The sequence below is a fragment of the Allobosea sp. FBZP-16 genome, assembly GCF_002831785.1.
GTDB classification, from domain to species: domain Bacteria; phylum Pseudomonadota; class Alphaproteobacteria; order Rhizobiales; family Beijerinckiaceae; genus Allobosea; species Allobosea lupini.
The window spans coordinates 160,216-181,872 of the sequence record NZ_LNCQ01000040.1; the positions used below are offsets into that span (position 1 = coordinate 160,216).

Annotated in this window: 23 protein-coding genes; 16 read left to right on the forward strand and 7 right to left on the reverse strand. The window is 67.2% G+C overall.

The genetic code is table 11. From position 1 onward, the window contains the following. Positions 1-20 precede the first annotated feature (20 nt). Positions 21-758, forward strand: coding sequence for a class I SAM-dependent methyltransferase (locus tag CXY91_RS20805; protein WP_100963084.1), 738 nt, complete (start codon positions 21-23; stop codon positions 756-758). 1 nt (position 759) lies between these two features. Here the strand turns inward: CXY91_RS20805 and hemB are convergent, their stop codons facing one another. Next, on the reverse strand, positions 760-1,806 hold the full coding sequence (gene hemB, locus CXY91_RS20810; RefSeq protein WP_100963085.1) for a porphobilinogen synthase: 1,047 nt from the start codon (positions 1,804-1,806) through the stop codon (positions 760-762). Between the two features lie 202 nt (positions 1,807-2,008). On the opposite strand from hemB, the gene CXY91_RS20815 reads away from it, so the two are divergent. The 4 genes from CXY91_RS20815 to CXY91_RS20830 all read left to right on the forward strand — a co-directional run bounded on the left by CXY91_RS20815 (position 2,009) and on the right by CXY91_RS20830 (position 5,753). Beyond that, on the forward strand, positions 2,009-3,064 hold the full coding sequence (locus CXY91_RS20815) for an enoyl-CoA hydratase/isomerase family protein (RefSeq protein ID WP_100963086.1): 1,056 nt from the start codon (positions 2,009-2,011) through the stop codon (positions 3,062-3,064). A gap of 1 nt (position 3,065) precedes the next feature. Next, positions 3,066-3,506: a DUF6163 family protein gene (locus CXY91_RS20820; RefSeq protein ID WP_100963087.1), complete on the forward strand. Its 441-nt coding sequence runs from the start codon at positions 3,066-3,068 to the stop codon at positions 3,504-3,506. Between the two features lie 206 nt (positions 3,507-3,712). Beyond that, positions 3,713-4,225: a transcriptional regulator LdtR gene (ldtR, locus tag CXY91_RS20825; RefSeq protein ID WP_057192211.1), complete on the forward strand. Its 513-nt coding sequence runs from the start codon at positions 3,713-3,715 to the stop codon at positions 4,223-4,225. 286 nt (positions 4,226-4,511) lie between these two features. After that, positions 4,512-5,753, forward strand: coding sequence for a L,D-transpeptidase family protein (locus CXY91_RS20830; protein ID WP_100963088.1), 1,242 nt, complete (start codon positions 4,512-4,514; stop codon positions 5,751-5,753). A gap of 70 nt (positions 5,754-5,823) precedes the next feature. On the opposite strand, the gene CXY91_RS20835 is transcribed toward CXY91_RS20830, so the two are convergent. The 3 genes from CXY91_RS20835 to CXY91_RS20845 all read right to left on the reverse strand — a co-directional run bounded on the left by CXY91_RS20835 (position 5,824) and on the right by CXY91_RS20845 (position 8,346). Beyond that, the gene (locus tag CXY91_RS20835) at positions 5,824-6,108 is read right to left on the reverse strand and encodes a hypothetical protein (RefSeq protein WP_100963089.1); all 285 of its coding nucleotides are present in this window, start codon (positions 6,106-6,108) and stop codon (positions 5,824-5,826) included. 111 nt (positions 6,109-6,219) lie between these two features. Next, a complete protein-coding gene (locus CXY91_RS20840) occupies positions 6,220-7,323 on the reverse strand; it encodes an isocitrate/isopropylmalate dehydrogenase family protein (RefSeq protein ID WP_100963090.1) in 1,104 nt (367 codons plus the stop codon). 48 nt (positions 7,324-7,371) lie between these two features. Then, positions 7,372-8,346, reverse strand: coding sequence for a Bug family tripartite tricarboxylate transporter substrate binding protein (locus tag CXY91_RS20845; protein ID WP_100963091.1), 975 nt, complete (start codon positions 8,344-8,346; stop codon positions 7,372-7,374). Positions 8,347-8,485: 139 nt separating this feature from the next. Here CXY91_RS20845 and CXY91_RS20850 point away from each other — a divergent pair, with 139 nt between their 5' ends. Further along, a complete protein-coding gene (locus CXY91_RS20850) occupies positions 8,486-9,139 on the forward strand; it encodes a GntR family transcriptional regulator (protein ID WP_248307581.1) in 654 nt (217 codons plus the stop codon). Between the two features lie 190 nt (positions 9,140-9,329). Here the strand turns inward: CXY91_RS20850 and nhaA are convergent, their stop codons facing one another. Further along, positions 9,330-10,589: a Na+/H+ antiporter NhaA gene (gene nhaA, locus CXY91_RS20855; RefSeq protein WP_465246882.1), complete on the reverse strand. Its 1,260-nt coding sequence runs from the start codon at positions 10,587-10,589 to the stop codon at positions 9,330-9,332. 156 nt (positions 10,590-10,745) lie between these two features. Beyond that, positions 10,746-11,954, reverse strand: a complete 1,209-nt coding sequence (locus CXY91_RS20860; protein ID WP_100963092.1) for an MFS transporter — start codon at positions 11,952-11,954, stop codon at positions 10,746-10,748. A 67-nt stretch (positions 11,955-12,021) separates the two neighbouring features. Here CXY91_RS20860 and CXY91_RS20865 point away from each other — a divergent pair, with 67 nt between their 5' ends. Continuing rightward, positions 12,022-12,468, forward strand: a complete 447-nt coding sequence (locus CXY91_RS20865) for a helix-turn-helix domain-containing protein (RefSeq protein ID WP_100963093.1) — start codon at positions 12,022-12,024, stop codon at positions 12,466-12,468. Positions 12,469-12,563: 95 nt separating this feature from the next. Next, a complete protein-coding gene (glyA, locus tag CXY91_RS20870) occupies positions 12,564-13,862 on the forward strand; it encodes a serine hydroxymethyltransferase (RefSeq protein WP_100963094.1) in 1,299 nt (432 codons plus the stop codon). 23 nt (positions 13,863-13,885) lie between these two features. Here the strand turns inward: glyA and CXY91_RS20875 are convergent, their stop codons facing one another. Then, the gene (locus CXY91_RS20875; protein ID WP_100963095.1) at positions 13,886-14,836 is read right to left on the reverse strand and encodes a hypothetical protein; all 951 of its coding nucleotides are present in this window, start codon (positions 14,834-14,836) and stop codon (positions 13,886-13,888) included. Between the two features lie 262 nt (positions 14,837-15,098). On the opposite strand from CXY91_RS20875, the gene nrdR reads away from it, so the two are divergent. The 8 genes from nrdR to allE all read left to right on the forward strand — a co-directional run bounded on the left by nrdR (position 15,099) and on the right by allE (position 21,528). Continuing rightward, entirely contained in the window at positions 15,099-15,596 is a 498-nt protein-coding gene (nrdR, locus tag CXY91_RS20880; RefSeq protein WP_091830097.1) for a transcriptional regulator NrdR, read from the forward strand. Then, positions 15,589-16,719 carry a bifunctional diaminohydroxyphosphoribosylaminopyrimidine deaminase/5-amino-6-(5-phosphoribosylamino)uracil reductase RibD gene (ribD, locus tag CXY91_RS20885; protein ID WP_100963096.1) on the forward strand — a complete coding sequence of 377 codons (1,131 nt, stop codon included), beginning with the start codon at positions 15,589-15,591 and terminating at the stop codon, positions 16,717-16,719. Before nrdR ends, ribD begins: the two co-directional genes overlap by 8 nt. Then, a complete protein-coding gene (locus CXY91_RS20890) occupies positions 16,719-17,366 on the forward strand; it encodes a riboflavin synthase (RefSeq protein ID WP_091830093.1) in 648 nt (215 codons plus the stop codon). Before ribD ends, CXY91_RS20890 begins: the two co-directional genes overlap by 1 nt. Positions 17,367-17,485: 119 nt before the next feature. After that, positions 17,486-17,983 carry a 6,7-dimethyl-8-ribityllumazine synthase gene (ribH, locus tag CXY91_RS20895; protein ID WP_091830091.1) on the forward strand — a complete coding sequence of 166 codons (498 nt, stop codon included), beginning with the start codon at positions 17,486-17,488 and terminating at the stop codon, positions 17,981-17,983. Then, positions 17,980-18,447: a transcription antitermination factor NusB gene (gene nusB, locus CXY91_RS20900; RefSeq protein WP_100963097.1), complete on the forward strand. Its 468-nt coding sequence runs from the start codon at positions 17,980-17,982 to the stop codon at positions 18,445-18,447. The genes ribH and nusB overlap by 4 nt, the downstream gene beginning before the upstream one ends. Positions 18,448-18,455: 8 nt before the next feature. Further along, positions 18,456-19,451 carry a thiamine-phosphate kinase gene (gene thiL / locus CXY91_RS20905; RefSeq protein ID WP_100963126.1) on the forward strand — a complete coding sequence of 332 codons (996 nt, stop codon included), beginning with the start codon at positions 18,456-18,458 and terminating at the stop codon, positions 19,449-19,451. A gap of 35 nt (positions 19,452-19,486) precedes the next feature. Then, complete coding sequence (locus CXY91_RS20910; protein ID WP_248307576.1) at positions 19,487-20,689, forward strand: MFS transporter; 1,203 nt, start codon at positions 19,487-19,489, stop codon at positions 20,687-20,689. A gap of 38 nt (positions 20,690-20,727) precedes the next feature. Then, complete coding sequence (gene allE / locus CXY91_RS20915) at positions 20,728-21,528, forward strand: (S)-ureidoglycine aminohydrolase (protein ID WP_091830086.1); 801 nt, start codon at positions 20,728-20,730, stop codon at positions 21,526-21,528. Positions 21,529-21,657 lie beyond the last annotated feature (129 nt).

Genomic DNA, 21,657 nt, shown 5'->3' on the forward strand with positions numbered 1-21,657 from the left:
CACGCAGCGGGACATCCGGCATGCAGCAGGACGAGATCTGGGACGCCGACGCGGCCAGGACCTATGACACGCCGGGAACCGGGATGTTCTCGCCGGAGGTGCTGGATCCGGCGGTCGAGCGACTGGCGCAACTGGCGGAGGGCGGCAGGGTACTCGAATTCGCGATCGGGACCGGCCGCGTCGCCGTGCCGCTCGCCCAGCGGAATGTGCCGGTGGCGGGCATCGAGCTTTCGCCTGCGATGATCGCCGAGCTGCGGGCCAAGGTCGATGAAGCCACGATTCCCGTCGTCCGCGGCGACATGGCGACGGCGACTTGTCCGGGCAGCTTTTCGCTCGTCTACCTCGTCTACAACACGATCTCGAACCTGCTCACGCAGGCGCAGCAGGTGGCCTGCTTCCGCAATGCGGCGCGCCATCTCTCGCCCGGAGGCCGTTTCGTGATCGAGCTGTGGGTGCCGGAGCTGCGCAAGCTGCCGCCCGGGCAACAGGCCGTCGTCTGGCAGTCCGAGGCCGGCTATATCGGCCTCGATACCTATGACGTGCTGAATCAGCAGCTGGTTTCGCACCATGTCCGCTTTGGCGAGGGCCAGAAGGCGGAGCTGTTCCGCTCGCCGCACCGCTACATCTGGCCGGCGGAGCTCGACCTGATGGCTGAGCTTGCCGGCTTTGCGCTTGAAAGCCGGCATGCCGATTGGAACGGGGCGCCCTTCACGGCGGACTCACGCTCGCACGTCTCGGTCTATCGCCTGCCGGCCTAGCTCAGCCTCGCTCCTTCAGCATCTTCGCGACCTTCGGCGCGAAATAGGTCAGCACGCCGTCGGCGCCGGCGCGCTTGAAGGCGAGCAGGCTCTCCAGCATTGCCTTGTCGCCGTCGAGCCAGCCATTATTGGCCGCCGCCATGATCATCGCGTACTCGCCGGAGACCTGGTAGGCGAAGGTCGGCACCGAGAACGTGTCCTTCACCCGCGCGATGATGTCGAGATAGGGCAGGCCGGGCTTGACCATCACCATGTCGGCGCCCTCCTCGAGATCGAGTGCGACCTCGGCGATCGCCTCGTCGCTATTGGCCGGGTCCATCTGGTAGGTGCGCTTGTCGCCGATCAGCGTGGCGTTGGTGCCGATCGCGTCGCGGAACGGGCCGTAGAACGCCGAGGCGTATTTGGCCGAATAGGCCATGATCTGCACGTCCTCGTGGCCGCCGGCGTCGAGCGCGGCCCGGATCGCGCCGACGCGCCCGTCCATCATGTCGGACGGCGCGATCATGTCGGCGCCGGCGTCCGCCAAGGCCAGCGCCTGCCGCACGAGGATGCCGACGCTGGGGTCGTTCAGGATGCGCTCGCCATCCATCACGCCGTCATGGCCATGCGAGGTATACGGATCGAGCGCCGCGTCGCAGATGATGCCGATCTGCGGCACCGCCGCCTTGATCGCGCGGACTGCCCGGCACATCAGGTTGCGGCTGTTCAGCGCTTCCGAGCCGGTCGCGTCGCGCAAGGTCCGGTCGACATAAGGAAAAGGTGCGATGGCGGGAACGCCGAGCGTGGCCGCCGCCTCGGCCTGGCGCACGGCTTCGTCGATGTTGAGACGATCGACGCCCGGCATCCAGGCGACAGGCGAGACGGCTTCCGCGGAATCGATCAGGAAGATCGGCCAGATCAGGTCGTCGCTGGTCAGGCGGTTCTCGCGCACCAGCCGGCGCGACCACTCGGCCTTGCGGTTGCGGCGCATGCGGCGGGTGAGGCCGAGCGAATCGGCTGCGGAGCTTGCGGCCCGCGGCGCGGAGAGGGGCTGTGCCCGGGAAGTCATCGACGCCTCCGCCGTGAATGCGATAGTGGCTTGTCGGCGATCCCTTAGCATATCGGAAGGCGTCCAAAACAGGCGCGATGGTCGCATGACCAACCGGCTCCGGCCGTGCTTTCACCCAGGCGCATCGTGCAGCGCTCCGCGTTGACAGCCACCCGGCCAGCGCCCAAACACGCCCTCAAGCCGAACGAGACGAAAGAACGCCATGTCGGACGCGCCCGAGATCATCTGTGACATCCGCGGCAGCACCGGCTTCGTCGTGCTCAATCGGCCGAAGGCGCTGAACGCGCTCAATCTTCCCATGGTGCGCGAGCTGGCCAAGGCGCTCGATGCCTGGGAGCACGATCCTGCCGTGACGCGCATCGTCGTCACCGGAGCGGGCGAGAAGGCTTTCTGCGCCGGCGGCGATATCCGCTCGCTGCACGATCTCGGCAAGGCCGGTCAGCATGACGAGATGCTGACCTTCTGGCGCGAGGAATACATCCTCAACGCCCGGATCCAGAGCTATCCCAAGCCCTACATCGCGCTGGTCGACGGTATCGTCATGGGCGGTGGCGTCGGCCTCTCCCTGCATGGCAGCCACCGTGTTGCCGGCGAGCGCTGGCTCTTCGCCATGCCCGAGGTCGGCATCGGCTTCTTTCCCGATGTCGGTGCGACCTATGCCTTGCCGCGCCTGCCTGATCACGCCGGCACCTATCTCGCTTTGACCGGAGACCGCGTCGGCCAGGCCGATGCGCTCGCGCTCGGGCTGGCGACACATGCGGTTCCCTCGGCCCGCATGGCCGAGCTCGCCGAGGCCCTGACCGGCTCCGAGCCTGTCGATGCGACGATCGCCGGTTTCGCGGTCGATCCCGGGCCGGGCAAGCTCGCACCGGAGCGCGCGACGATCGCGCATTGCTTCGGCGCCGCGACACTGCCGGATATCCTCGGCCGGCTCGACGCGAAGGCAGCGGCTGGCGATGCCTTCGCCGCCAAGACGCTCGCCACGATCCGGGCGAAGTCGCCGACCAGTGTCGCCATTGCCTTCGAGCAGATGCGCCGCGGCGCCTCGCTCGGCTTCGCCGAGGCGATGCAGCTCGAATTCCGTATCGTCTCGCGGATCCCGCATGGCCATGACTTCTACGAGGGCGTGCGCGCCGTGGTGATCGACAAGGACCAGGCCCCGTCCTGGCGGCCGCGGACGCTGGAGGAGCTCGATCCGGCAGATGTGGCGGCCTATTTCGCTCCGCTCGGTGCGGCCGAGTTGGCGCTGGGCGGCTGAAATGACGATACGCGACGGCGAGGTTCTGCGCGGCCCGGGGCAGGCGGGTGAGGTGAAGCGCCGGGTTCGCTGGCGCCTACTGCTGGTCTGGCTGCTGCGCCTGCTCTCGGTGGTCTGGATCGGCAAGGGCCTGATGCATTGGATGACGATCCTTGGGCTCGGATTGGTGTTCGAGCCCGGCCCCGCTTTCGAGACGCGCCCGCTGACCTTCCAGGCGATCACCGTCTATTTCGCGGTCTTCGATCTCGTCGCCGGCGTCGGCCTCTGGCTGACCGCGACCTGGGGCGGCGTGCTCTGGCTGCTCGCTGCCGTCAGCCAGTTGCTGCTCGGCTTCTTCTTCCCGCGCTGGCTGACATTGTCGCCGGCGCTGATCGGCACCTATGTCGCGTTGATGCTGGCCTATTTCCTCGCCACCTGGGCCGCCGAGAACCAGGAATCCTGAGACGCGCGCCTGCCTCGAATACGCTGGGCGATAGTAAGAATCGCTTTAGCTTAAGGGATTTGCGGTTCATTTCGGATTCACCCAAATGGGTAAATCCCTGATTCATCCTGATATTTAAACTCGTTTTCATCGGCTCCGCCTATGGTGTCTCTCAGAAGCGGACCGGGAGACAATCCTGGCCGGTCATCAACAGGCGGGATATTACCATGAAGAGCAATGTAAAGACTGTGGAGCCGGCCGCATCTGACGAGGTTCAGCTCAAGGTGAAGCCGCTTTACCTTGAGTCCCTCACCTTGGTCGAGCGGCTGCATCGCCGGCTGCTCGACGTGATCAAGGACGAGTTCGAGCGTCGCAACCGCGACGACGTCAACAGCGTGCAGGCGCTGCTGCTCTACAATATCGGTGACGCCGAGCTCTCTGCCAGCGAGCTGCGCACCCGCGGCTACTATCTCGGCTCGAACGTCTCCTACAACGTCAAGAAGCTGGTCGAGCTCGGCTTCCTCCATCATGCCCGTTCGCGGATCGACCGGCGCTCGGTGCGCATCAGCCTGACCGACAAGGGCCGCGAGGTGCATCACATCGTCAAGGGCGTCTACGACAAGCATGTCCGCACGGTCGAGCAGATCGGCGGCATCGCGGCAGACGATTTCGAGCGGATGAACAACGCCCTGCTGCGCCTCGAGCGCTTCTGGACCGACCAGATCCGCTACAAGCTCTGAGCGCCGGGCCAAGGGCCCGGTCTCGACAGTATCCCCCGCAGCGCGCTTCGGCCTCCCGGCCGGGGCGCGCGCCTGTTTCTTTACGGCAACAGTGATTTCCCTTCGGCCACAGCGATCAAACCCGCGTGAGCGCGACGCATCGCCGCCCCAAAAATGCCGCGCTCATCATACCGTGTTAACTGTGGTAAGGGATCGTCCCCAGCGACCGACCGTGGCAGATGCCCGGCCGAAGGGGCGGGTCGCGTCCCGCTCCGATGATATTGCGAAGTCCAAGGGGTAACGATCGATGCCGAATATCCGCCTGACCCGCCGCGAGACGGTTCTGGCCCTGCTCTCGACTGCTGCCGCCGGCGCGAGCCTGCCGGCCTTCGCCCAGCAGGCCGAGTGGCGCCAGAGCTACGATGCCGGCTCACGCAATGCCGTCCACCGCTCTTCGACCCCGATGCTCTCCCCGGCCGCGTTGGCCGCGACCGAGCAGGCCGTCGAGATTTATCGCGAGATCGCCGCGCGCGGCGGCTGGCCGACACTGCAGGTCAGCGAGCGGCTTTCCGTCGGTTCGCGCGGTCCGAGCGTGGTCGCCCTGCGCCAGCGGCTGATCATCACCGGCGATCTCGACGCCTCCGCCGGTGACAGCAATATCTATGACTCCTACGTCGAGGGCGGCGTGCGCCGCTTCCAGTCGCGCATGGGCCTGTCGACCACCGGCAGCATCAACCGCGCGACGCTGGCGGCGCTCAACGTGCCGGTCGACCGGCGCATCCGCCAGCTCGAGACCAATATCGTGCGCCTGCGCACCTGGTCGGGCAATCTCGGCAACCGCTATGTCGTCGCCAACATCCCGGCGGCTGCGGTCGAGACTGTCGAGAACGGCCATGTCGCGACCCGCCATGCCGCCGGCGTCGGCAAGATCGACCGCCAGTCGCCGCTGCTGCAGACCAAGATTCCCGAGGTCAACTTCAACCCGACCTGGACGGTTCCGGCTTCGATCATCCGCAAGGATCTGATCCCGAAGATGCAGAAGGAGCCGACCTACCTCACCGAGAACAAGATCCGCATCATCGGGCCGAACGGCGAGATCCCGCCCGAGCGCGTCAACTGGCGCTCGGACGAGGCGACCCGCTACACCTTCCGCCAGGATCCGGGCGGCGAGTTCAACTCGCTCGGCTTCGTGCGCATCAACATTCCGAGCCCGCACGGCGTCTACATGCACGACACGCCGTCGAAGGGCATCTTCGGCGACGATTACCGCTTCGTGTCCTCGGGCTGCATCCGCGTCCAGAACGTGCGCGACTACATCGCCTTCCTGCTCAAGGAGACGCCCGGCTGGGATCGCGCCAAGATCGACGAGACCATTGCGTCTGGCGAGCGCGTCAATGCCCGCATCGCCAATCCCGTGCCGTGCTACTGGGTCTACATCACCGCCTGGGCCACGCCCGATGGCGGCGTGCAGTTCCGCGATGACATCTACAACAAGGATGGTCTCGGTCCGGCGGCCGTCGCCGCCCTGCAGGGCGACCAGGATATCTGATCCTGGCTTCTGCCGGTCGACATCACGAGCCCCCGGCGAAAGCCGGGGGCTTTATTGTTCGTCTGGCGGATTATTGCAGCCGGCTCTTTGTCTGCCGTCTGACCTTGGCGACCGTGTCGAGGATCGCCACCGCCTGCCGCAGTTCTGAATAGGTCGGATCGGGCCTGCCGCCCGGTTTCAGCAGATCGGTGGCCGCCAGATGAATTCGCTCGAAATAGGGCGCGAGCTCGTCCGCGCAGGTGCCGGCCCGTTTCGCCGTACGGGCGAGCGCCTTGGCAGTCAGGGAAGAGGGCCATTTCTGGAGGTCGCAGGCAAGGCGTTTGATCGCGGTTACGGAATGATCGGCAGTCTGCATCGTTAGGCTCCGGCCGCGCCCCGGACCTGGCAGCGCCTCCTCTCAATCCGCGAGCAGGCGGGACGTTCCCGCCTTGCCATGACCTCCGTGGGACCGCCGATTGCGCCAGAGTCAGGCCGCCTCTGCGGCCTCTGCCAGCATGCCGAGAACCTGTTCCGCGAAGGCTCGCGTACCGAGCGGGCCGCCAAGATCGCGCGTGCGCAGCTCCGGCGCCTTGATCGTCAGGTCGATCGCCCGCTCGATAGCCTCTCCGGCCTGCAGCAGGGCAGGGGCCTGCCGCCGCTCGCCGAGCCAGGCGAGCAGCATCGCGGCCGAGCCGATCAGCGAGGCCGGGTTGGCGAGGTCGCGACCCGCGATATCAGGCGCTGAGCCGTGCTGGGCCTGCGCCACCGCGTGATCCTCGCCGGCATTGAGCGAGGCGGCGAGGCCGAGGCTGCCGGAGATTTCCGAGGCCTGGTCGGAGAGGATGTCGCCGAACATGTTGGTGGTGACGATCACGTCGAAGACGCTGGCGTCGCGCACCAGCAGCGCAGCCATGGCGTCGATGATCTTCTCCTCGTATTCGACATCGGGATAACGCTCGGCCACCGAGCGCACGCATTCGAGGAAGAGCCCGTCGGAGATGCGCAGCACATTCGCCTTGTGCACGGCCGTGACCTTGCGGCGGCGCTGGCGGGCCAGTGCAAAGGCGCTCTCGGCGATGCGTAGGGAAGCGTGCCGCGTCACCTTGCGGAACGACATGGCGAGGTCCGGCGTCGGCATGATCTCGCCGGGGCCGAGATGCATCGAGCGGTCGGAATAGAAGCCTTCCGTGTTCTCGCGCACCATGACGAGGTCGAGCGGCTTGCCGCAGCGCGGCGCAAAGCCCTCGCGAGAGCGGGCCGGGCGGATATTGGCGTAGAGGTCGAGCCGCTTGCGCAGCTGTCCGGACGGGTTGAGACCCCCCTTCTCGGCCGGCGGATACTCGTTGTGCGAGACCGGGCCGAGGATGACGCCGTCCGTCCGTTTTGCCGCCGCGAGCACGGTCTCGGGGAAGGTCGTGCCCTGATTGGCGAGCGCCGCGAAGCCGATCTCGGCACGCTCAAAAGCGAGCCCGAAGCCGAAGAGCTTGCTTGCCGCGTCGAGCACCTTGCAGGTCGCCGCCGCGATCTCGGGGCCGATGCCATCCCCTTCGAGGACGAGCAGGCGCAGGGCAGGTGAGGTTGCGTCGGTCATGTCGGCGTCAGTCCGGAAGTGATGAAAGGGAAAGGGGACGAGGAGGCGTCACTCGATCTTGATGTCGGCCTCGGCGACGACCTTCGACCACTTCTCGCGCTCGGCCTTGACGAAGGCGGCGAACTCGGCCGGCGTATTGCCGATGGGCTGGGCGCCTTCCAGCTCCAGGTTCCTGCGCACCTCCGGCAGGTTGATGATGGTCGCGACCTCGCTGCGCAGCTTGTCGATAATCGCCTGCGCCGTGCCCTTGCGCACGAAGACGCCGTACCAGCCGCTCGCCTCGTACCCGGGCACGCCGGCTTCCGCGAGCGTCGGCACCTGCGGCAGCGCCGGAGCCCGCTCGGCCGTGGTGACGGCGAGCGCCTTGAGGCCGCCGCCGTTCACATGGCCGATCGCCGAGGGCAGCGTCGCGAACATCATCGGGATATGGCCGCCCAGCAGGTCGTTGAGCGCCGGGCCGGCGCCGCGATAGGGAGCGTGCTTCAGCTTGACGCCTGCCATCAGCTCGAACAGCGCAGTGGCGATGTGGTTGGCCGAGCCGTGCCCGGCGGTGCCATAGGTCAGCCCCTCCGGCTGCGCCTTGGCGAGCGCGACCAATTCCGCGACCGAGTTGGCCTTGACCGAAGGATGGACCAGCAGAAGCAGCGGCGCCTTGGCGATCAGCGTCACCGGCTCCAGCACTTCGGCCGGGTCGTGCTTCAGGTTCTTGAACAGGCTCGGATTGACGGCCATCGGGCCGATATTGCTGATCAGCACTGTGTAGCCGTCGGCCGGGGCCTGCGCCGCGGCCGTGGTGCCGAGATTGCCGCCGGCGCCGGCACGGTTCTCGACGACGACGCCGACCCCCAGCCGATCCTGCAGCTTCTGCGCCACCGCCCGCGCGATCACGTCGGTGCCGCCGCCGGCGGCATAAGGCACGACCATGGTGATTGCCTTGCTCGGCCAGTCCTGCGCTTTCGCGGCGATGGCCGGCAGCGCGGCGAATGCGGCAGCGAGCAGGAGCCTTGGAAACCGGCGTGACATGATGCCTCCCACATTGTTTTGATTTTTCAGTATACCGAAGTATGCTGAATTGAGCCGCAGAAGCAAGCGTTGATTTCGGCGCGGGGCCGGGCGATCAGGGCATCGGGCCTGGAGAAATGGGAGAGGGCGCAGTTTGACGGTGTTCGCCGATGTCCAGCCGGTACGCTCGCTCGCGGGCCAGGCCTATGCGCGCCTGCGCGAGGCGATCGACGCCGGCGAGCTCAGGCCGGGCATGCGCCTGCGCGAGGAGGATCTCGCCACCCGTCTGGAGATGAGCCGTACGCCCTTGCGCGAGGCGGTCCGCCGGCTCGAGGCCGAAGGCTTCTTCACCCGCGATTCGCGCACGCTCGTCGTGATGACGCTCGACCATCAGGCGGTGTCCGAGCTTTATGCGATGCGCGAGGTGTTGGAGGGAACTGTCGCCGCCTTCGCCGCGCGCCACGCCTCCGAGGGCGATGTCGCGCTGCTGCGGGATCTGCACGCGATCGAGGCTGGGCTGCTCACCCGCCCGCAGGAGCTGGCGCGCCACAATGAGCGCTTCCATTCGGCACTCTATGGCGCCGCGCATAACCGATATCTGCTGAAGGCCCTGAACGCGCTGCGCGATGCGCGTGCGCTGCTCGGCTCCTCGACATTGCTCGATGCAGATCGGGCGGGACAGGCCCATGCCGAACATGACGCGATCGTCTCGGCGATCGAAGCTCGCGATCCGATCAGCGCGGAATCTGCCGCACGCGATCACATCAGAGCCGCTGGCCGCGAACGGCTGCGGCGGCTGATGCGGGCGGGCTGACCCGCCTGCGGTGGGATCGATCAGGCCAGATTATCGGCGATCAGGAAGCCGAGCAGCGATATGCACCCCATCACGATCGAGATTTCCAGAAGACTGAAGCCCATTGCCACCTCCGCCACTGCGCAGACAACGTCGAGGCGCCGCCTTGGTTCCGCCGCAGCTGCGGTGATTGTGTGATCGTCAGATCGCCTTAGCGGGCTCGCTTTTGCGGAGCGATCGCCGCCACGGGCACATCCTCCTTGACCAGATGCCGGCCGGCGAGATGGAGCACGACATAGCCGATCACCGCCGACAGCGCCGAGCCGGCGAGCACGCCGATCTTGGTGGCGTCGTTGAGCGCGGCGCTGTTCGCGAAGGCCAGCGCCCCGATGAACAGGCTCATCGTGAAGCCGATGCCGCAGAGCAGCGAGACGCCGTAGAGCTGCGCCCATGTCGCCTTGGCTGGCATGGTGCCGAGGCCGAGCCGCACCGCAAGCCAGGCGAAGCCGAAGACGCCGATCTGCTTGCCGAGGAAAAGTCCGAGCACGATGCCGAGCGGCACTGGCGTCAGCAGGAGCGAGGGCGACATGCCGGCGATCGAGACGCCGGCATTGGCGAAGCCGAAGACCGGCACGATGAAATAGGATGACCAGGGGTGGAGCCGGTGCTCCAGCGTGTGCAGCGGCGAATGCTCGGGCTCGTCGCTCTCCTTGCCACGGCCGCCGAGCGGGATGGTCAGCGCCAGCGCGACACCGGCGAGCGTGGCGTGGATGCCGGATTTCAGCACGAAGAACCAGAGCACGGCGCCGATAGCGAGATAGAGCGGCAGCAGGCGGGCGCCGCGCAGGTTCAGCGCGATCAGGATGGCGAGGCAGGCGGCGGCGCCGGCCAGCATCGGCAGCGAGAGATCGCCGGAATAGAACAGGGCGATGATCAGGATCGCGCCGAGATCGTCGAGAATGGCGAGCGCGGTCAGGAAGATCTTGAGCGAGACCGGCACGCGCGAGCCCAGGATGGCGAGCACGCCGAGCGCAAATGCGATGTCGGTGGCAGCGGGGATCGCCCAGCCACGCAAGGCTTCAGGGTAGCTGCGGGCGAGCGTGGCATAGATCAAGGCGGGCGCGATCATGCCGCCCAGCGCAGCCAGCGCCGGCAGGGCGCGGCGGCTCCAGGTTGCGAGCTGGCCTTCGATGAACTCGCGCTTGATCTCCAGCCCGACGAGCAGGAAGAACAGCGCCATGAGCGCGTCGTTGATCCAGTGCAGGATCGAAAGGCCGGCGACCTTCGCCTCCAGCAGCTTGAAATAGACCGGGCCGAGCGCCGAATTGGCGATGATCAGCGCCAGAGCGGCGGAGAAGACCAATAGGACACCGGCCGCCGCACCGCTTTCGAGGAAGGCGTGCAAAGGCGAGCGGCGTTTCGGCGGCCACTCGGGCTGGTGAGCTTCGATCTCGTCCGTCTGCTGCACCACGCCGTTCTCCTTCCGCCGGTTTCCGTTTCACCCGGCTGCTGCGACACCCCGATGTCGTTTCGATTGCAGCCGAGGATTGCGCCAAAGGAGCGAGTCGGCTGCTCCGGGTTGTGAATAAAGCAGACTGCGCACGAGGCAGCACTCCATATCGCCGCACTATCGTCGGCGCAGCCTGTCAGCGGCACCGGTCAGCGCGGCCGTGACGGTCATGATCGTCAGCAGGGCGGACGTGATGCCGAACAGGTTCGCGTAACCGAACCCGGCGATCACTGGCGTGCTGAGCAGGGGCGAGCAGAACTGGCCGATGAAGATCGAGGCGGTCAGGATGCCGCCGGCGAGCCCGCGCTTCCGCGTCGGTGCGAGAGTGAGGGCAAGGGCGACAAAGCTCGGCGAGACCAGCGCATAGCCCGCGCCGATCGCTGCCACGGCCGCAAAGATCGCCGGAGTGGTCGCGGCGATCAGCAGCAAGAGGAAACCCAGCGCCATCGCGCCATAGCCGAGCGCGAAAATGCCGGCGTAGCCGACAGCGCGCTGGATGCGGGAGTAGAGCAGGGCGAAGCCGCCGCCCGACAGCATCAGCACGCCCAGCGCCGCGCCGGTCATGATCGCGCTGTCATGGCCTCGCGCATCCAGGAAGAAGGACAGCTGCGTCGGCATGATGAAGAAGATCATGTTGGTCGTGCCCTGCAGCAGCACCAGCAAGGCGAGGGACAGTCGCCAGGGACTGTCATCGCCGCGATCGCCCGCCGGTTGCGCGCCGCCTGCCGACGACGGGCGCGGCGGGTCGGTGATGACCAGCCACATCAGCGGCAGGAAGGCAGCCGCCAGACCGTAGATCGCGAAGGGCAGGCGCGGCGACAGCGTCGCGGCCCAGCCGGCGGTGAGAATGAAGACGAGCCCGCCGAGATTGCGCGCCGAGATCTGCAGGCCGGTCAGCGCATTGCGGTCATCGCCCGTGAAATAGTCGCCGATCAGCGCTGTCTGCGCCGTCATGATCAGGGCGACCGCCACCCCCAATACGAGCCGGCTGGCGAAGATCGCCGGCAGGTCGGGCAGGACGAGCCCGGCGCAGCCTGACAGCACGAACAGGATCACGCCGACGAGCAGCAACCGGCGCCGTCCGAAGCGGTCGGCCGCGAGCCCGGCGAGTGGTGCAAGAACCGCGACGCTGAGCGAGGGTGCCGGCACCAGGAGCCGCGTCAGCAGCGCGGCGTTGGGATCGTTCGCGAACAGCCGTTCCAGCCCGGGCAGGGCCGGAGCGATCGTCGCGTTCGCCATGGTGGTGAGCGATGCCGCCATCAGCAGGGCGATGGCGCGCCGATCCTGCCAGACCGGAATTTGCCTTGAAACGAGAACAGCTTCCATGATGAACCTCTTGCCGAAATGATGCGTTCGGCAGAGCGTACGAATTCAAGTCGACTTGAGGTCAAGCATGACTGTTCTCGATATCGGCGAGGTCGCCGAACGCGCGGGCGTCGCGCCCTCGACCCTGCGCTATTACGAGGAGATCGGCCTGATCGCCTCGCTCTGGCGGCGGGGCCTGCGGCGGCAATTCGATGCCGATGTGCTGCTGAAGCTGTCGCTGATCGCCATGGGCAAGGCGGCCGGCTTCTCGCTGGAAGAGATCGCCGGCATGTTCGGCCGAGACGGCAGGCCCGATATTCCGCGCGACCAGCTGCGCCTTAAGGCCGACGAGCTGCAGCGCCAGATGGCTGAATTGCGCACGCTGCGTGACATACTGCGCCATGTCGCGGACTGCCCCGCACCCTCGCATCTGGAGTGCCCGACCTTCCGCAAGCTGATGCAGGCTGCCTCGCGCCGGAAGCTCGTCTACCGCCCGTCCGTCCGGCGTTCGGGCGCGCGCCGGGCAGCTCCTTAGCCGCGTCCATCTAGCGCTTGGACAGCCTCACTCTGCGTGATAGGGACCGCGCGGGGATCGGCCGGGATCGGCCGCCGCATTCTTAGGAGCCGGATATGACCGAAGCCGCGCGCGACAAGCACCTCTCCAACTCCTTCTTCGGCGCCGGCCTTGCCGATGTCGATCCCGAGATCGCCCGCGCCATCGAGCTCGAGCTTGGTCGCCAGCGCGGCGAGATCGAGCTCATCGCCTCGGAGAACATCGTCTCGCAGGCGGTGCTCGAGGCTCAAGGCTCGGTGATGACCAACAAATACGCCGAGGGCTATCCGGGCCGGCGCTATTACGGCGGCTGCCAGTTCGTCGACATCGCCGAGAAGCTCGCGATCGAGCGCGCCTGCCGGCTGTTCGACTGCCAGTTCGCCAATGTCCAGCCGAACTCCGGCAGCCAGGCCAATCAGGCCGTGTTCATGGCGCTGATGCAGCCGGGCGACACCTTCATGGGCCTCGATCTCGCTGCCGGCGGCCATCTTACCCATGGCGCCCCGGTCAACCAGTCCGGCAAGTGGTTCAAGGTCGTGCCCTATGGCGTCTGCGTCGTCGACCAGCTGATCGACTATGACGCGATGGAGCGTCTCGCCGTCGAGAACAAGCCGAAGATCATCGTTGCCGGCGGTTCGGCCTATGCCCGTCACTGGGACTTCGCCCGCTTCCGCGAGATCGCCGACAAGGTCGGCGCCTATTTCATGGTCGATATCGCCCATTTCGCCGGGCTGGTCGCCGGCGGCGCCCATCCCTCGCCGTTCCCGCACGCCCATGTCGTCACCACCACCACGCACAAGACGCTGCGCGGCCCGCGCGGTGGCATGGTGCTGACCAATGACGAGGCGATCGCCAAGAAGATCAACTCGGCGGTGTTCCCGGGCCTGCAGGGCGGCCCGCTGATGCACGTCATCGCCGCCAAGGCGGTCTCGTTCCACGAGGCGCTGCAGCCGGAGTTCAAGAGCTACGCCCATGCCGTCGTCGCCAATGCCAAGGCGCTGGCCGAGACGCTGAAGAGCAAGGGCTTCGACCTCGTCACCGGCGGCACCGACAACCACCTGATGCTGGTCGACCTGCGCTCCAAGAAGGTCACCGGCAAGGCGGCCGAGGCTGCGCTCGGGCGCGCTCACATCACCTGCAACAAGAACGGCATCCCCTTCGATCCGGAGAAGCCGATGGTCACCTCCGGCATCCGCCTGGGTACGCCCGCTGCGACCTCGCGCGGCTTCGGCGTCGCCGAGTTCAAGAAGGTCGGCGAATTGATCGCCGAGGTGCTGGACGGTCTCGCCGCCAATGGCGAAGAGGGCAACGCCGCCGTCGAGCAGGCGGTCAAGGCCAAGGCCCACGAGCTGACGGCGCGCTTCCCGATCTACTGAGCGGGAGGCGTCCGGACCGCTTTCTACGGAAAGGTCCCGGTCAGCTTGATCATGAACAGGTTCTCCGGGCCTCCGGGCGCATCGCCTCGGTTGGTCCGGCTGAGTTCGGCGTTGAGGTCGAGCCCTTTGGTGATCTTGTAGCCGGCAGAGGCGCTGCCGCCGAACTGGCCGTCCTTGACCTGCGCCGCGACGGAAACGTTGAAGCGGTCATCCGTCGCGCTCAGCTTGAGGTTGAGGTCGACGGTCGGCTTGGTCACGTCCTTCTTGACGATGCCGCTGAGCTCGAACGAGCCGTACTGGACCATGACCTCGCCCTCGACCTTCTCGATCGCGGCCGACTTGGTCACCACCTGCATCGAGAGATCGAGCTTTAGCCGGTCCCATTTCAGCTTGCCGGTCAGTTTGGCACCGACCAGCTCGGCGGTAGGATCGAAGACGATGCCGCCGACGCCGAGCTTCAGCGCGCCGAGCTTGACGACCTCGAATTTCAGCTTCTCCAGCTGCTGCAGGCCGAGCGTCACCGCCCCGTTGTTCGGCTTGGTGACGAAGAGGGCGGCGCCCGCTCCGAGCGCCAGCGCCGCGCCGACGACGTAGACGATGCCCTTGTGCTGATCGACCCAGACGCCGAGCGCCGAGGAGCTCGCTGCCGCTTTGAACGCGTCGACCTGCTTTTCCAGAGCCTTGTAGTTCGACGACTTCTTGATCTGCTTGAAATACTCGTCGGCCGCCTTGGACAGCACGTCGTCGCCGATCGAGCGCAGCTTCTGGATGTCCTCGGACGAGAGCTGGGTCGTCTGGCTCTTGAGTTTCGCGTTCGCGAAGCTCAGCAGACCCTTCTGCGCTGTCGACAGGACGACAGGGCTCTTGAGGATCTCGGCGAGGCGTTCGGGAGACCTTTGGATTTCGCTGTCGAGAAGGTCGAAGGCCAGGACGACCAGGCCGCCGAAGGCGTCGCCGACACTATCATTGGACATCTGCGTAACTCCGATTGGCGAGCTTTGTGGATCGGGAGACAGGCGCAGGCGGGTCGCAGAACGATATTCTGCCATGGGGAAGGCGCATCGTCCGGCGTCAGGTTCTGGCGAGGGCCGCGATCCGGTGCCGGAGCGTCATGCGATCTCGTGCTTGCTCCCTTGCCGCCGGCTGGTCGTTTTTCGCTGGCCTGCGACGGCCTGGCTGAGGCAAGGAAGGGCCGCGGGCGCTATCGTCCCTCAAGCTAACCTGAAGGCCCCATTCATGCGCTGTCCCTATTGCGGCTCGCTCGATACCCAGGTGAAGGATTCGCGGCCAACCGATGATCATGCCTCGATCCGGCGCCGGCGCGTCTGCCCCGATTGCGGCGGCCGCTTCACGACCTTCGAGCGCGTGCAGCTGCGCGAGCTCACCGTGGTCAAGCGCTCGGGCCGGCGCACGGCCTTCGATCGCGACAAGCTGCAGACCTCGATCGAGGTGGCGCTGCGCAAGCGCCCGGTCGCGCCCGAGCGGATCGAGCGCATGGTCAACGGCATCGTCCGCCAGCTCGAAAGCTCGGGCGAGGGTGAGATCCAGAGCTCGGCCGTCGGCGAGCTGGTGATGGAGGGGTTGAAATCGCTCGACGACGTCGCCTATGTCCGCTTCGCCTCGGTCTACCGGAATTTCCGTGAAGCCCGCGATTTCGAGGAGCTGCTCGGCCAGCTCGGTAGCGATGAGATCGAGCCCGTGACCAAGCCGGCGCCCGCCCGCGACGATGCCTGATCAGGACGCGATCGACCGCGCCTTCATGGCGCGGGCGCTGGAGCTCGGCGCGCGTGGGCTCGGCCAGACCTGGCCCAATCCCAGCGTCGGCGCCGTCGTCGTGCGCGATGGTCCGGACGGCCCGGTGGTCGTCGGCGAGGGTCGCACGCAACCCGGCGGTCGCCCGCATGCCGAGGCGATGGCTTTCGAGAACGCCGGCGCAGCGGCGAGCGGCGGCACGCTCTATGTCACGCTGGAGCCCTGCTCGCACCGCACGATCCGTGGCGGCACGCCTTGTGTCGAGCGCACCTTGCTCGCCGGCGTCCGGCGCGTCGTCTCTGCGATGTCGGATCCCAATCCGCAGATCGCCGGTCTCAGCCATGCCTTGCTTCGCATGGCAGGTGTGGAGGTCAAGCTCGGCGTGCTCGAGGACCAGGCGCAGCGCAGCCATCGCGGCCATGTGCTGCGGGTGACCGAGGGACGGCCGATGGTGAGCTTCAAGGTTGCGCGCACGGCAGATGGCTTCGCCGGCGGGGTAGGGGGCGCTAGGCTCGCCATCTCATGTCCGGAATCCGGCGAATGGGTACACCGCCTGCGCGCTAGCCATGATGCGATCATGCTCGGCATCGGCAGCGTCCTTGCCGACGACCCGCTACTGACCGTGCGCCTGCCCGGACTCGAAATCCGCTCGCCCATCCGGGTCGTGCTCGATTCCTCGCTCCGCCTGCCGCTCGACGCCAAGCTGGTTCAGGGCGCAGCGACTGTGCCGCTCTGGGTGATCGCGGCCGAGGATGCCCCGGTCGCGGCCGAGGAGAAGCTGGTCGCCGCCGGCGTCGAGGTCATGCGCGTCTCGCGCGGCGCCGACGGCCATCTCGACCTATCGGAGGCGCTGCGACTGTTGGCGGCCCGCGGCATCACCCGCGTCTTCTCGGAAGGTGGCCCGACGATTGGCGAGCAACTGGCGCTGCGGGGCCTTGCCGACGAGGTCATCGTCTCGACCTCGCCGAAGCCGCTCGGGGCCGAGGGCGTCGTCGCCGTCAGGCCGGGACTTGCGGCGCTGCTCGCCGATCCCGAAATCTACGCCGTCACCGAAGCCGGGCAGATCGGCTGCGACCGTTTTGAAGTCTTCACGAGGATCGCCTGATGTTCACCGGCATCGTCACCGCCATCGGCACCGTCACCCGCTCGCAGACCAAGGGCCCGAGCCTGAAGCAGTTCGATATCTCGTGCCCGTGGGAGGCATCCGGCATCGAGCTCGGCGCCTCGATCGCCTGTGCCGGCGTCTGCCTGACTGTCACGGCCCTCAAGCCGCGCGAGGATGGCGAGCCCGGCTGCCTGTTCCAGGTGGAGGCGGCCGCCGAGACCCTGGCGAAGACGTCCGTCGGCGCGTGGATGTCAGGCACGAAGATCAACCTGGAGCGCTCGCTCAAGATGGGCGACGAACTCGGCGGTCATCTCGTCACCGGCCATGTCGACGGCGTCGGCACCATCCTGACGATCGACGAGATCGCGCCCGACCCGAGCGAGCCCTGGGGCGCGACGGCCCGCTTCCATATCCGGGCGCCGCAGGGGCTCGCTCGCTTCATCGCCGCCAAGGGCTCGATCTGCCTCGACGGGACATCGCTGACCGTCAACACGGTCGAGGACGACGTCTTCACCGTGCTGCTGATCCCGCATTCCTTCAGCGTCACAACCTGGGGTGAGCGCAGGAAGGGAGACGGCGTCCATGTCGAGGTCGATCTGATGGCGCGGTATGCCGCGCGGCTTGCGGAGGCGCGTCCGGGGGGCTAAAGCCGGCCCAACGCTCAGCCCTCATCCTGAGGAGCAGTTTCTGTCGAAACAGCTCCTCAGGATGAGGGCTTTGGTGCTTGGATATTCACGGGCACCATCTCTTGCATAAGGAAGACGCCATGGCCGGGTCCCGGCAATCTTCGGCTGCCTCAGCCGCTCCGCTCGACGACGCCCGTGTGCTGGTGGTCGAGGCCCGCTTCTACGACGGCCTGGCCGACGAACTGCTCGCCGGCGCGACCGCCGTGCTGGAGAAGGCCGGCTGCCGCGTCGATGTCGTCACCGTCCCCGGCGCGCTCGAAATCCCCTCCGCAATCGTCATCGGCCTGCGTGCCGCCGACGAGGCGGTCGACCCTTATGAGGCCGTCGTCGCGCTCGGCACCGTCATCCGCGGCGAGACCGGCCATTACGACATCGTCGCCGGCGAGAGCTCGCGCGCGCTGATGGACCTGTCGGTCGCCTTTGCCCTGCCGCTCGGCAACGGCATCCTCACTGTCGAGAACGACGCGCAGGCCTGGGCCCGTGCCAACCGCAGCGAGATGGACAAGGGTGGCGGCGCGGCGGAAGCTGCGCTCGCGGTGCTGCGTTACAAGCGCTCGCTGGCGGAGGAGTCGAAATGAGCCGATCCGAGATGCGCCGCGGCGCCCGGCTGTCGGCCGTCCAGGCGCTCTACGAGATGGAGGTCGGTGGGCGCGGCGTGGTCGAGGCCATGGCCGAGTTCGAAGCCTTCTGGATCGGCAAGGAGGTCGAGGACATCGAGCTGCCCAAGGTCGAGATCGCCTTCTTCCGCGACCTGCTCGGCGGCGTCGTCCGTGAGCAGCGTCTGGTCGACCGTTCCGTCGACGATCTTCTCGCCTCCGGCTGGCCGTTGAAGCGCGTCGAGGCGGTGGTGCGCGCCATCCTGCGCGCCGGCGCCTATGAGCTCGCCTTCCGCAAGGACGTGCCGGGCCGTGCCGTGATCTCGGAATATGTCGCGGTCGCCCGCTCCTTCTACGAGGGCGACGAGGTCGGCATGGTCAACGCGGTGCTCGACAGGATGGCCCGCGACGTCCGCGCCGAGGAATTCGACGCTCCGGCAGCGTGAGCGGCGCCGTGGCCGGACCCCGGAGCCCCGGCGAATTCGAGCTGATCGCCCGCTATTTCGCGCCGATCGCCGGCCGCGCCGGGCTCGGCCTGATCGACGACGCCGCCTTGCTGCGCCCGGCGCGCGGCTATGAGCTCGTCGTCACCGCCGATGCGCTCGTCGCCGGCGTGCACTTCTTCGCCGACGACCCGCCGGCCTCGATCGGGCGCAAGGCGCTCGGCGTCAATCTCTCCGATCTCGCCGCCAAGGGCGCTAGGCCCGACGGCTTCGTCCTGACGCTCGCTTTGCCCACGGGCTGGACGGAAGACTGGCTCGCCGGCTTCGCACGGGGGCTCGGTGTCATGGCGGGCGAGGCCGATTGTCCGCTGATCGGTGGCGACACGGTCTCGACCAACGGCCCGCTGACCCTCTCGATCACCGCCTTCGGCAGCGTTCCGGCCGGCCGCATGGTGCTGCGTTCGGGAGCCAAGCCGGGCGATGTCGTCGCCGTCACCGGCACGATCGGCGACGGCGCGCTCGGCCTGAAGGCGCACGGGCCGGATCGGCCCGCCTGGGTCGGCCAACTCCCGGAAGCCGACCGCGCCTTCCTCGCCGATCGCTATCTGCACCCCCAGCCGCGGGTTGCGCTCGCCGCCCCCCTGCAGGCGCATGCCTCGGCTGCGATGGATGTCTCCGACGGGCTGGTCGGCGACCTCGCCAAGCTGCTGGCGGCCTCGAAGGCGGGGGCGGAGATAGACCTCGATGCCGTGCCGCTCTCGCCCGCGGCCCGCTCTGCCGTCATGGCCGATCCCGCACTGGCGGAACTGGCCTGGACCGGCGGCGACGACTACGAAATTCTCTGTACGATCCCGGAAGGAGAATTTCCTTCTATGGTTGCTGCCGCGGAGGCGGCGGGGCTCAGCCTCGCGCGCATCGGGCGCGTCACCGCGGAGGCGGGGAGCGTGCGCTATACCGAAGCGGGCCAGCCGCGAAACTTCGCGCGCGGCTCCTTCGCTCATTTCTGACGGCGGCTGGGCGGCCGCGAAGGGCGGCGGCTGCGATGAACCAGCATGTTCCGGTGATGGACGGCGATACGCTCGCGAAACGCAATGCGCTTGTGCTCGCCGGCGCCCAGGCGCTCGGCGGCGCGAGCCCGGCGATCGTGATCTCGCTCGGCGGCATCGTCGGCTCGCAACTGGTCGCGAACCAGGCCTTCGCCACCGTCCCGGTCAGCCTGATGCAACTCGGTCTCGCCTGCGGCGTCATCCCGGCGGCGTTGCTGATGCGCCGGCTCGGCCGCCGCCGCGGCTATATCGTCGGCGCGCTGATCGGTGCCGTCGGCGCCAGCGTCGCCGCGACCGGTGTGGCCGAACGGCTGTTCTGGCTGTTCTGCCTCGGCACCTTCCTGTGCGGGCTCTACGGCTCCTATGTGCAGAGCTATCGCTTCGCCGCCGCTGACACGGCGAGCGAGGGCTTCCGGCCGCGTGCGATCTCCTGGGTGATGATCGGCGGGCTGGCTGCCGGCGTGATCGGGCCGCAATCGGTTTACTGGACGCGTGACCTGACGCCGGCCGCGCCCTTTGCCGCAAGCTTCCTGGCGCAGGGTGCGCTTGCTCTGATCGCCATTGGTGTCGTGCTGGCGCTGCGCGCGCCACCGGTGAAGGAGGCGAAGTCCGGTGGCGGCCGGCCGCTTCCCGAGATCATGCGCCAGCCCAAGTTCATCGCCTCGGTGATCGCGGCGCTCGTCGCCTACGGGCTGATGAGCTTCGTCATGACAGCGGCCCCGCTCGCCATGGTCAGTTGCGGCCACAGTGTCGGTGATGCCGCGCTCGGTATCCAGTGGCATGTGCTCGCCATGTTCGCGCCGAGCTTCTTCACCGGTCGCCTGATAGCCCGCTTCGGCAAGGAGACGATCACGGCCGCCGGGCTTCTGCTGACGGCGCTCGCGGCGATCGTCGGGCTCTCCGGCCTCAGCGTCGCGCATTTCTGGATCGCGCTCGTTCTCCTCGGGATCGGCTGGAATTTCGGCTTCATCGGCGCGACTGCGCTGGTGACCGACTGCTACCGGCCGGAGGAGCGGGTCAAGGTCCAGGCGGCCAACGACTTCCTTGTCTTCGGCTCGGTCGCGATCGCCTCCTTCTCCTCCGGCGGACTGCTCAGCGCCGGCGGCTGGACCAGCGTCAACTGGCTGGTCTTCCCGCCGGTCGCAGTCGCGCTGGCTCTGGTCGCCTGGCAAGGCTTGCAGCGGCGTGTGGTGGCGTGATCCTTGCTGGATAGTCCGGCCTGAAGCGGAGACCTCGCATGCGCCCTCATCAGCTTCCCCAGTGCGCCGGTCGCCCCGTCGCGGGCGCGATCGGTCACAACCGCGGCGTGGTGCAGAGAAACTACGCCTTTATGCCGCCCGAGGGCGTGCTGGTCAGCCGGTTGCCGCATGTCGAGAAGACCATTGCGCGCATTCTCGCAGCCCCGGTGCTGGGTGCTCGGTTTGCGCAGTACGTGCTCGAGATCGAGCCCGGCGGCGGCACGCTTGCGCCTTTCGCCGAGGACGGCGTCCAGCACTTCTATTATGGCCTGTCCGGCGAAGCGGCGTTCGCCATCGACGGTGCCGGCGGCAACGCCTTCGGTCCCGGCAGCTTTGCCTATGTTCCGGGTGGAACGCGGTTCTCGCTGCGCAATGACAGCGATGGGCCGGTGCGCGTCCTTGGCCTGCGCAAGCGCTACGAGCCGGCGCCCGGCCTTGCTGTGCCCGAGCCGATCCTGTCGCATCGCGATGCGGTCCCGCTGACCAATCATACAGGCATGGAGGGGCGCGGCTTCCAGTTCCTGCTGCCCTATGGCGACATGCGCTTCGATTTCGAGATGAACCTGATGTGGTTCAAGCCAGGCGCCTTTTTCCCGGATGTCGAGACCCATGTGATGGAGCACGGGCTCTACATGCTGGAAGGGCAGGGGCTCTACTTCCTCGGGCAGGACTGGCACGAGATCTGGGCCGAGGACTTCATCTGGATGGGCGGCTACTGCCCGCAGCAGTTCTATCCGACCGGTTTCGGCGATGCCTGCTACCTGCTCTACAAGAACGTCAATCGGGACGTGGCACTTTAGAGTGACCCTCAAATGGTCACGGCCGATCGGCAGATCGGTGCACGATGACCTGACATTCTCCCGGAATTGTCAGCCGACCCGTTTGCGATTCTGGCGGAAACTGGGCAACAATCCGATCCGACACTGGTG

Excerpts from the sequence above, each read along its gene's own strand:
- CXY91_RS20835 (WP_100963089.1), bottom strand. The coding sequence starts at position 6,108 with ATGCAGACTGCCGATCATTCCGTAACCGCGATCAAACGCCTTGCCTGC.
- ribH (WP_091830091.1), top strand. The coding sequence starts at position 17,486 with ATGGCCGGGTCCCGGCAATCTTCGGCTGCCTCAGCCGCTCCGCTCGAC.
- CXY91_RS20815 (WP_100963086.1), top strand. The coding sequence starts at position 2,009 with ATGTCGGACGCGCCCGAGATCATCTGTGACATCCGCGGCAGCACCGGC.
- CXY91_RS20845 (WP_100963091.1), bottom strand. The coding sequence starts at position 8,346 with ATGTCACGCCGGTTTCCAAGGCTCCTGCTCGCTGCCGCATTCGCCGCG.
- CXY91_RS20890 (WP_091830093.1), top strand. The coding sequence starts at position 16,719 with ATGTTCACCGGCATCGTCACCGCCATCGGCACCGTCACCCGCTCGCAG.
- CXY91_RS20840 (WP_100963090.1), bottom strand. The coding sequence starts at position 7,323 with ATGACCGACGCAACCTCACCTGCCCTGCGCCTGCTCGTCCTCGAAGGG.
- nusB (WP_100963097.1), top strand. The coding sequence starts at position 17,980 with ATGAGCCGATCCGAGATGCGCCGCGGCGCCCGGCTGTCGGCCGTCCAG.
- glyA (WP_100963094.1), top strand. The coding sequence starts at position 12,564 with ATGACCGAAGCCGCGCGCGACAAGCACCTCTCCAACTCCTTCTTCGGC.
- CXY91_RS20830 (WP_100963088.1), top strand. The coding sequence starts at position 4,512 with ATGCCGAATATCCGCCTGACCCGCCGCGAGACGGTTCTGGCCCTGCTC.
- nrdR (WP_091830097.1), top strand. The coding sequence starts at position 15,099 with ATGCGCTGTCCCTATTGCGGCTCGCTCGATACCCAGGTGAAGGATTCG.
- CXY91_RS20865 (WP_100963093.1), top strand. The coding sequence starts at position 12,022 with ATGACTGTTCTCGATATCGGCGAGGTCGCCGAACGCGCGGGCGTCGCG.
- allE (WP_091830086.1), top strand. The coding sequence starts at position 20,728 with ATGCGCCCTCATCAGCTTCCCCAGTGCGCCGGTCGCCCCGTCGCGGGC.
- CXY91_RS20820 (WP_100963087.1), top strand. The coding sequence starts at position 3,066 with ATGACGATACGCGACGGCGAGGTTCTGCGCGGCCCGGGGCAGGCGGGT.
- CXY91_RS20875 (WP_100963095.1), bottom strand. The coding sequence starts at position 14,836 with ATGTCCAATGATAGTGTCGGCGACGCCTTCGGCGGCCTGGTCGTCCTG.
- CXY91_RS20860 (WP_100963092.1), bottom strand. The coding sequence starts at position 11,954 with ATGGAAGCTGTTCTCGTTTCAAGGCAAATTCCGGTCTGGCAGGATCGG.
- hemB (WP_100963085.1), bottom strand. The coding sequence starts at position 1,806 with ATGACTTCCCGGGCACAGCCCCTCTCCGCGCCGCGGGCCGCAAGCTCC.
- ldtR (WP_057192211.1), top strand. The coding sequence starts at position 3,713 with ATGAAGAGCAATGTAAAGACTGTGGAGCCGGCCGCATCTGACGAGGTT.
- CXY91_RS20910 (WP_248307576.1), top strand. The coding sequence starts at position 19,487 with ATGAACCAGCATGTTCCGGTGATGGACGGCGATACGCTCGCGAAACGC.
- ribD (WP_100963096.1), top strand. The coding sequence starts at position 15,589 with ATGCCTGATCAGGACGCGATCGACCGCGCCTTCATGGCGCGGGCGCTG.
- CXY91_RS20805 (WP_100963084.1), top strand. The coding sequence starts at position 21 with ATGCAGCAGGACGAGATCTGGGACGCCGACGCGGCCAGGACCTATGAC.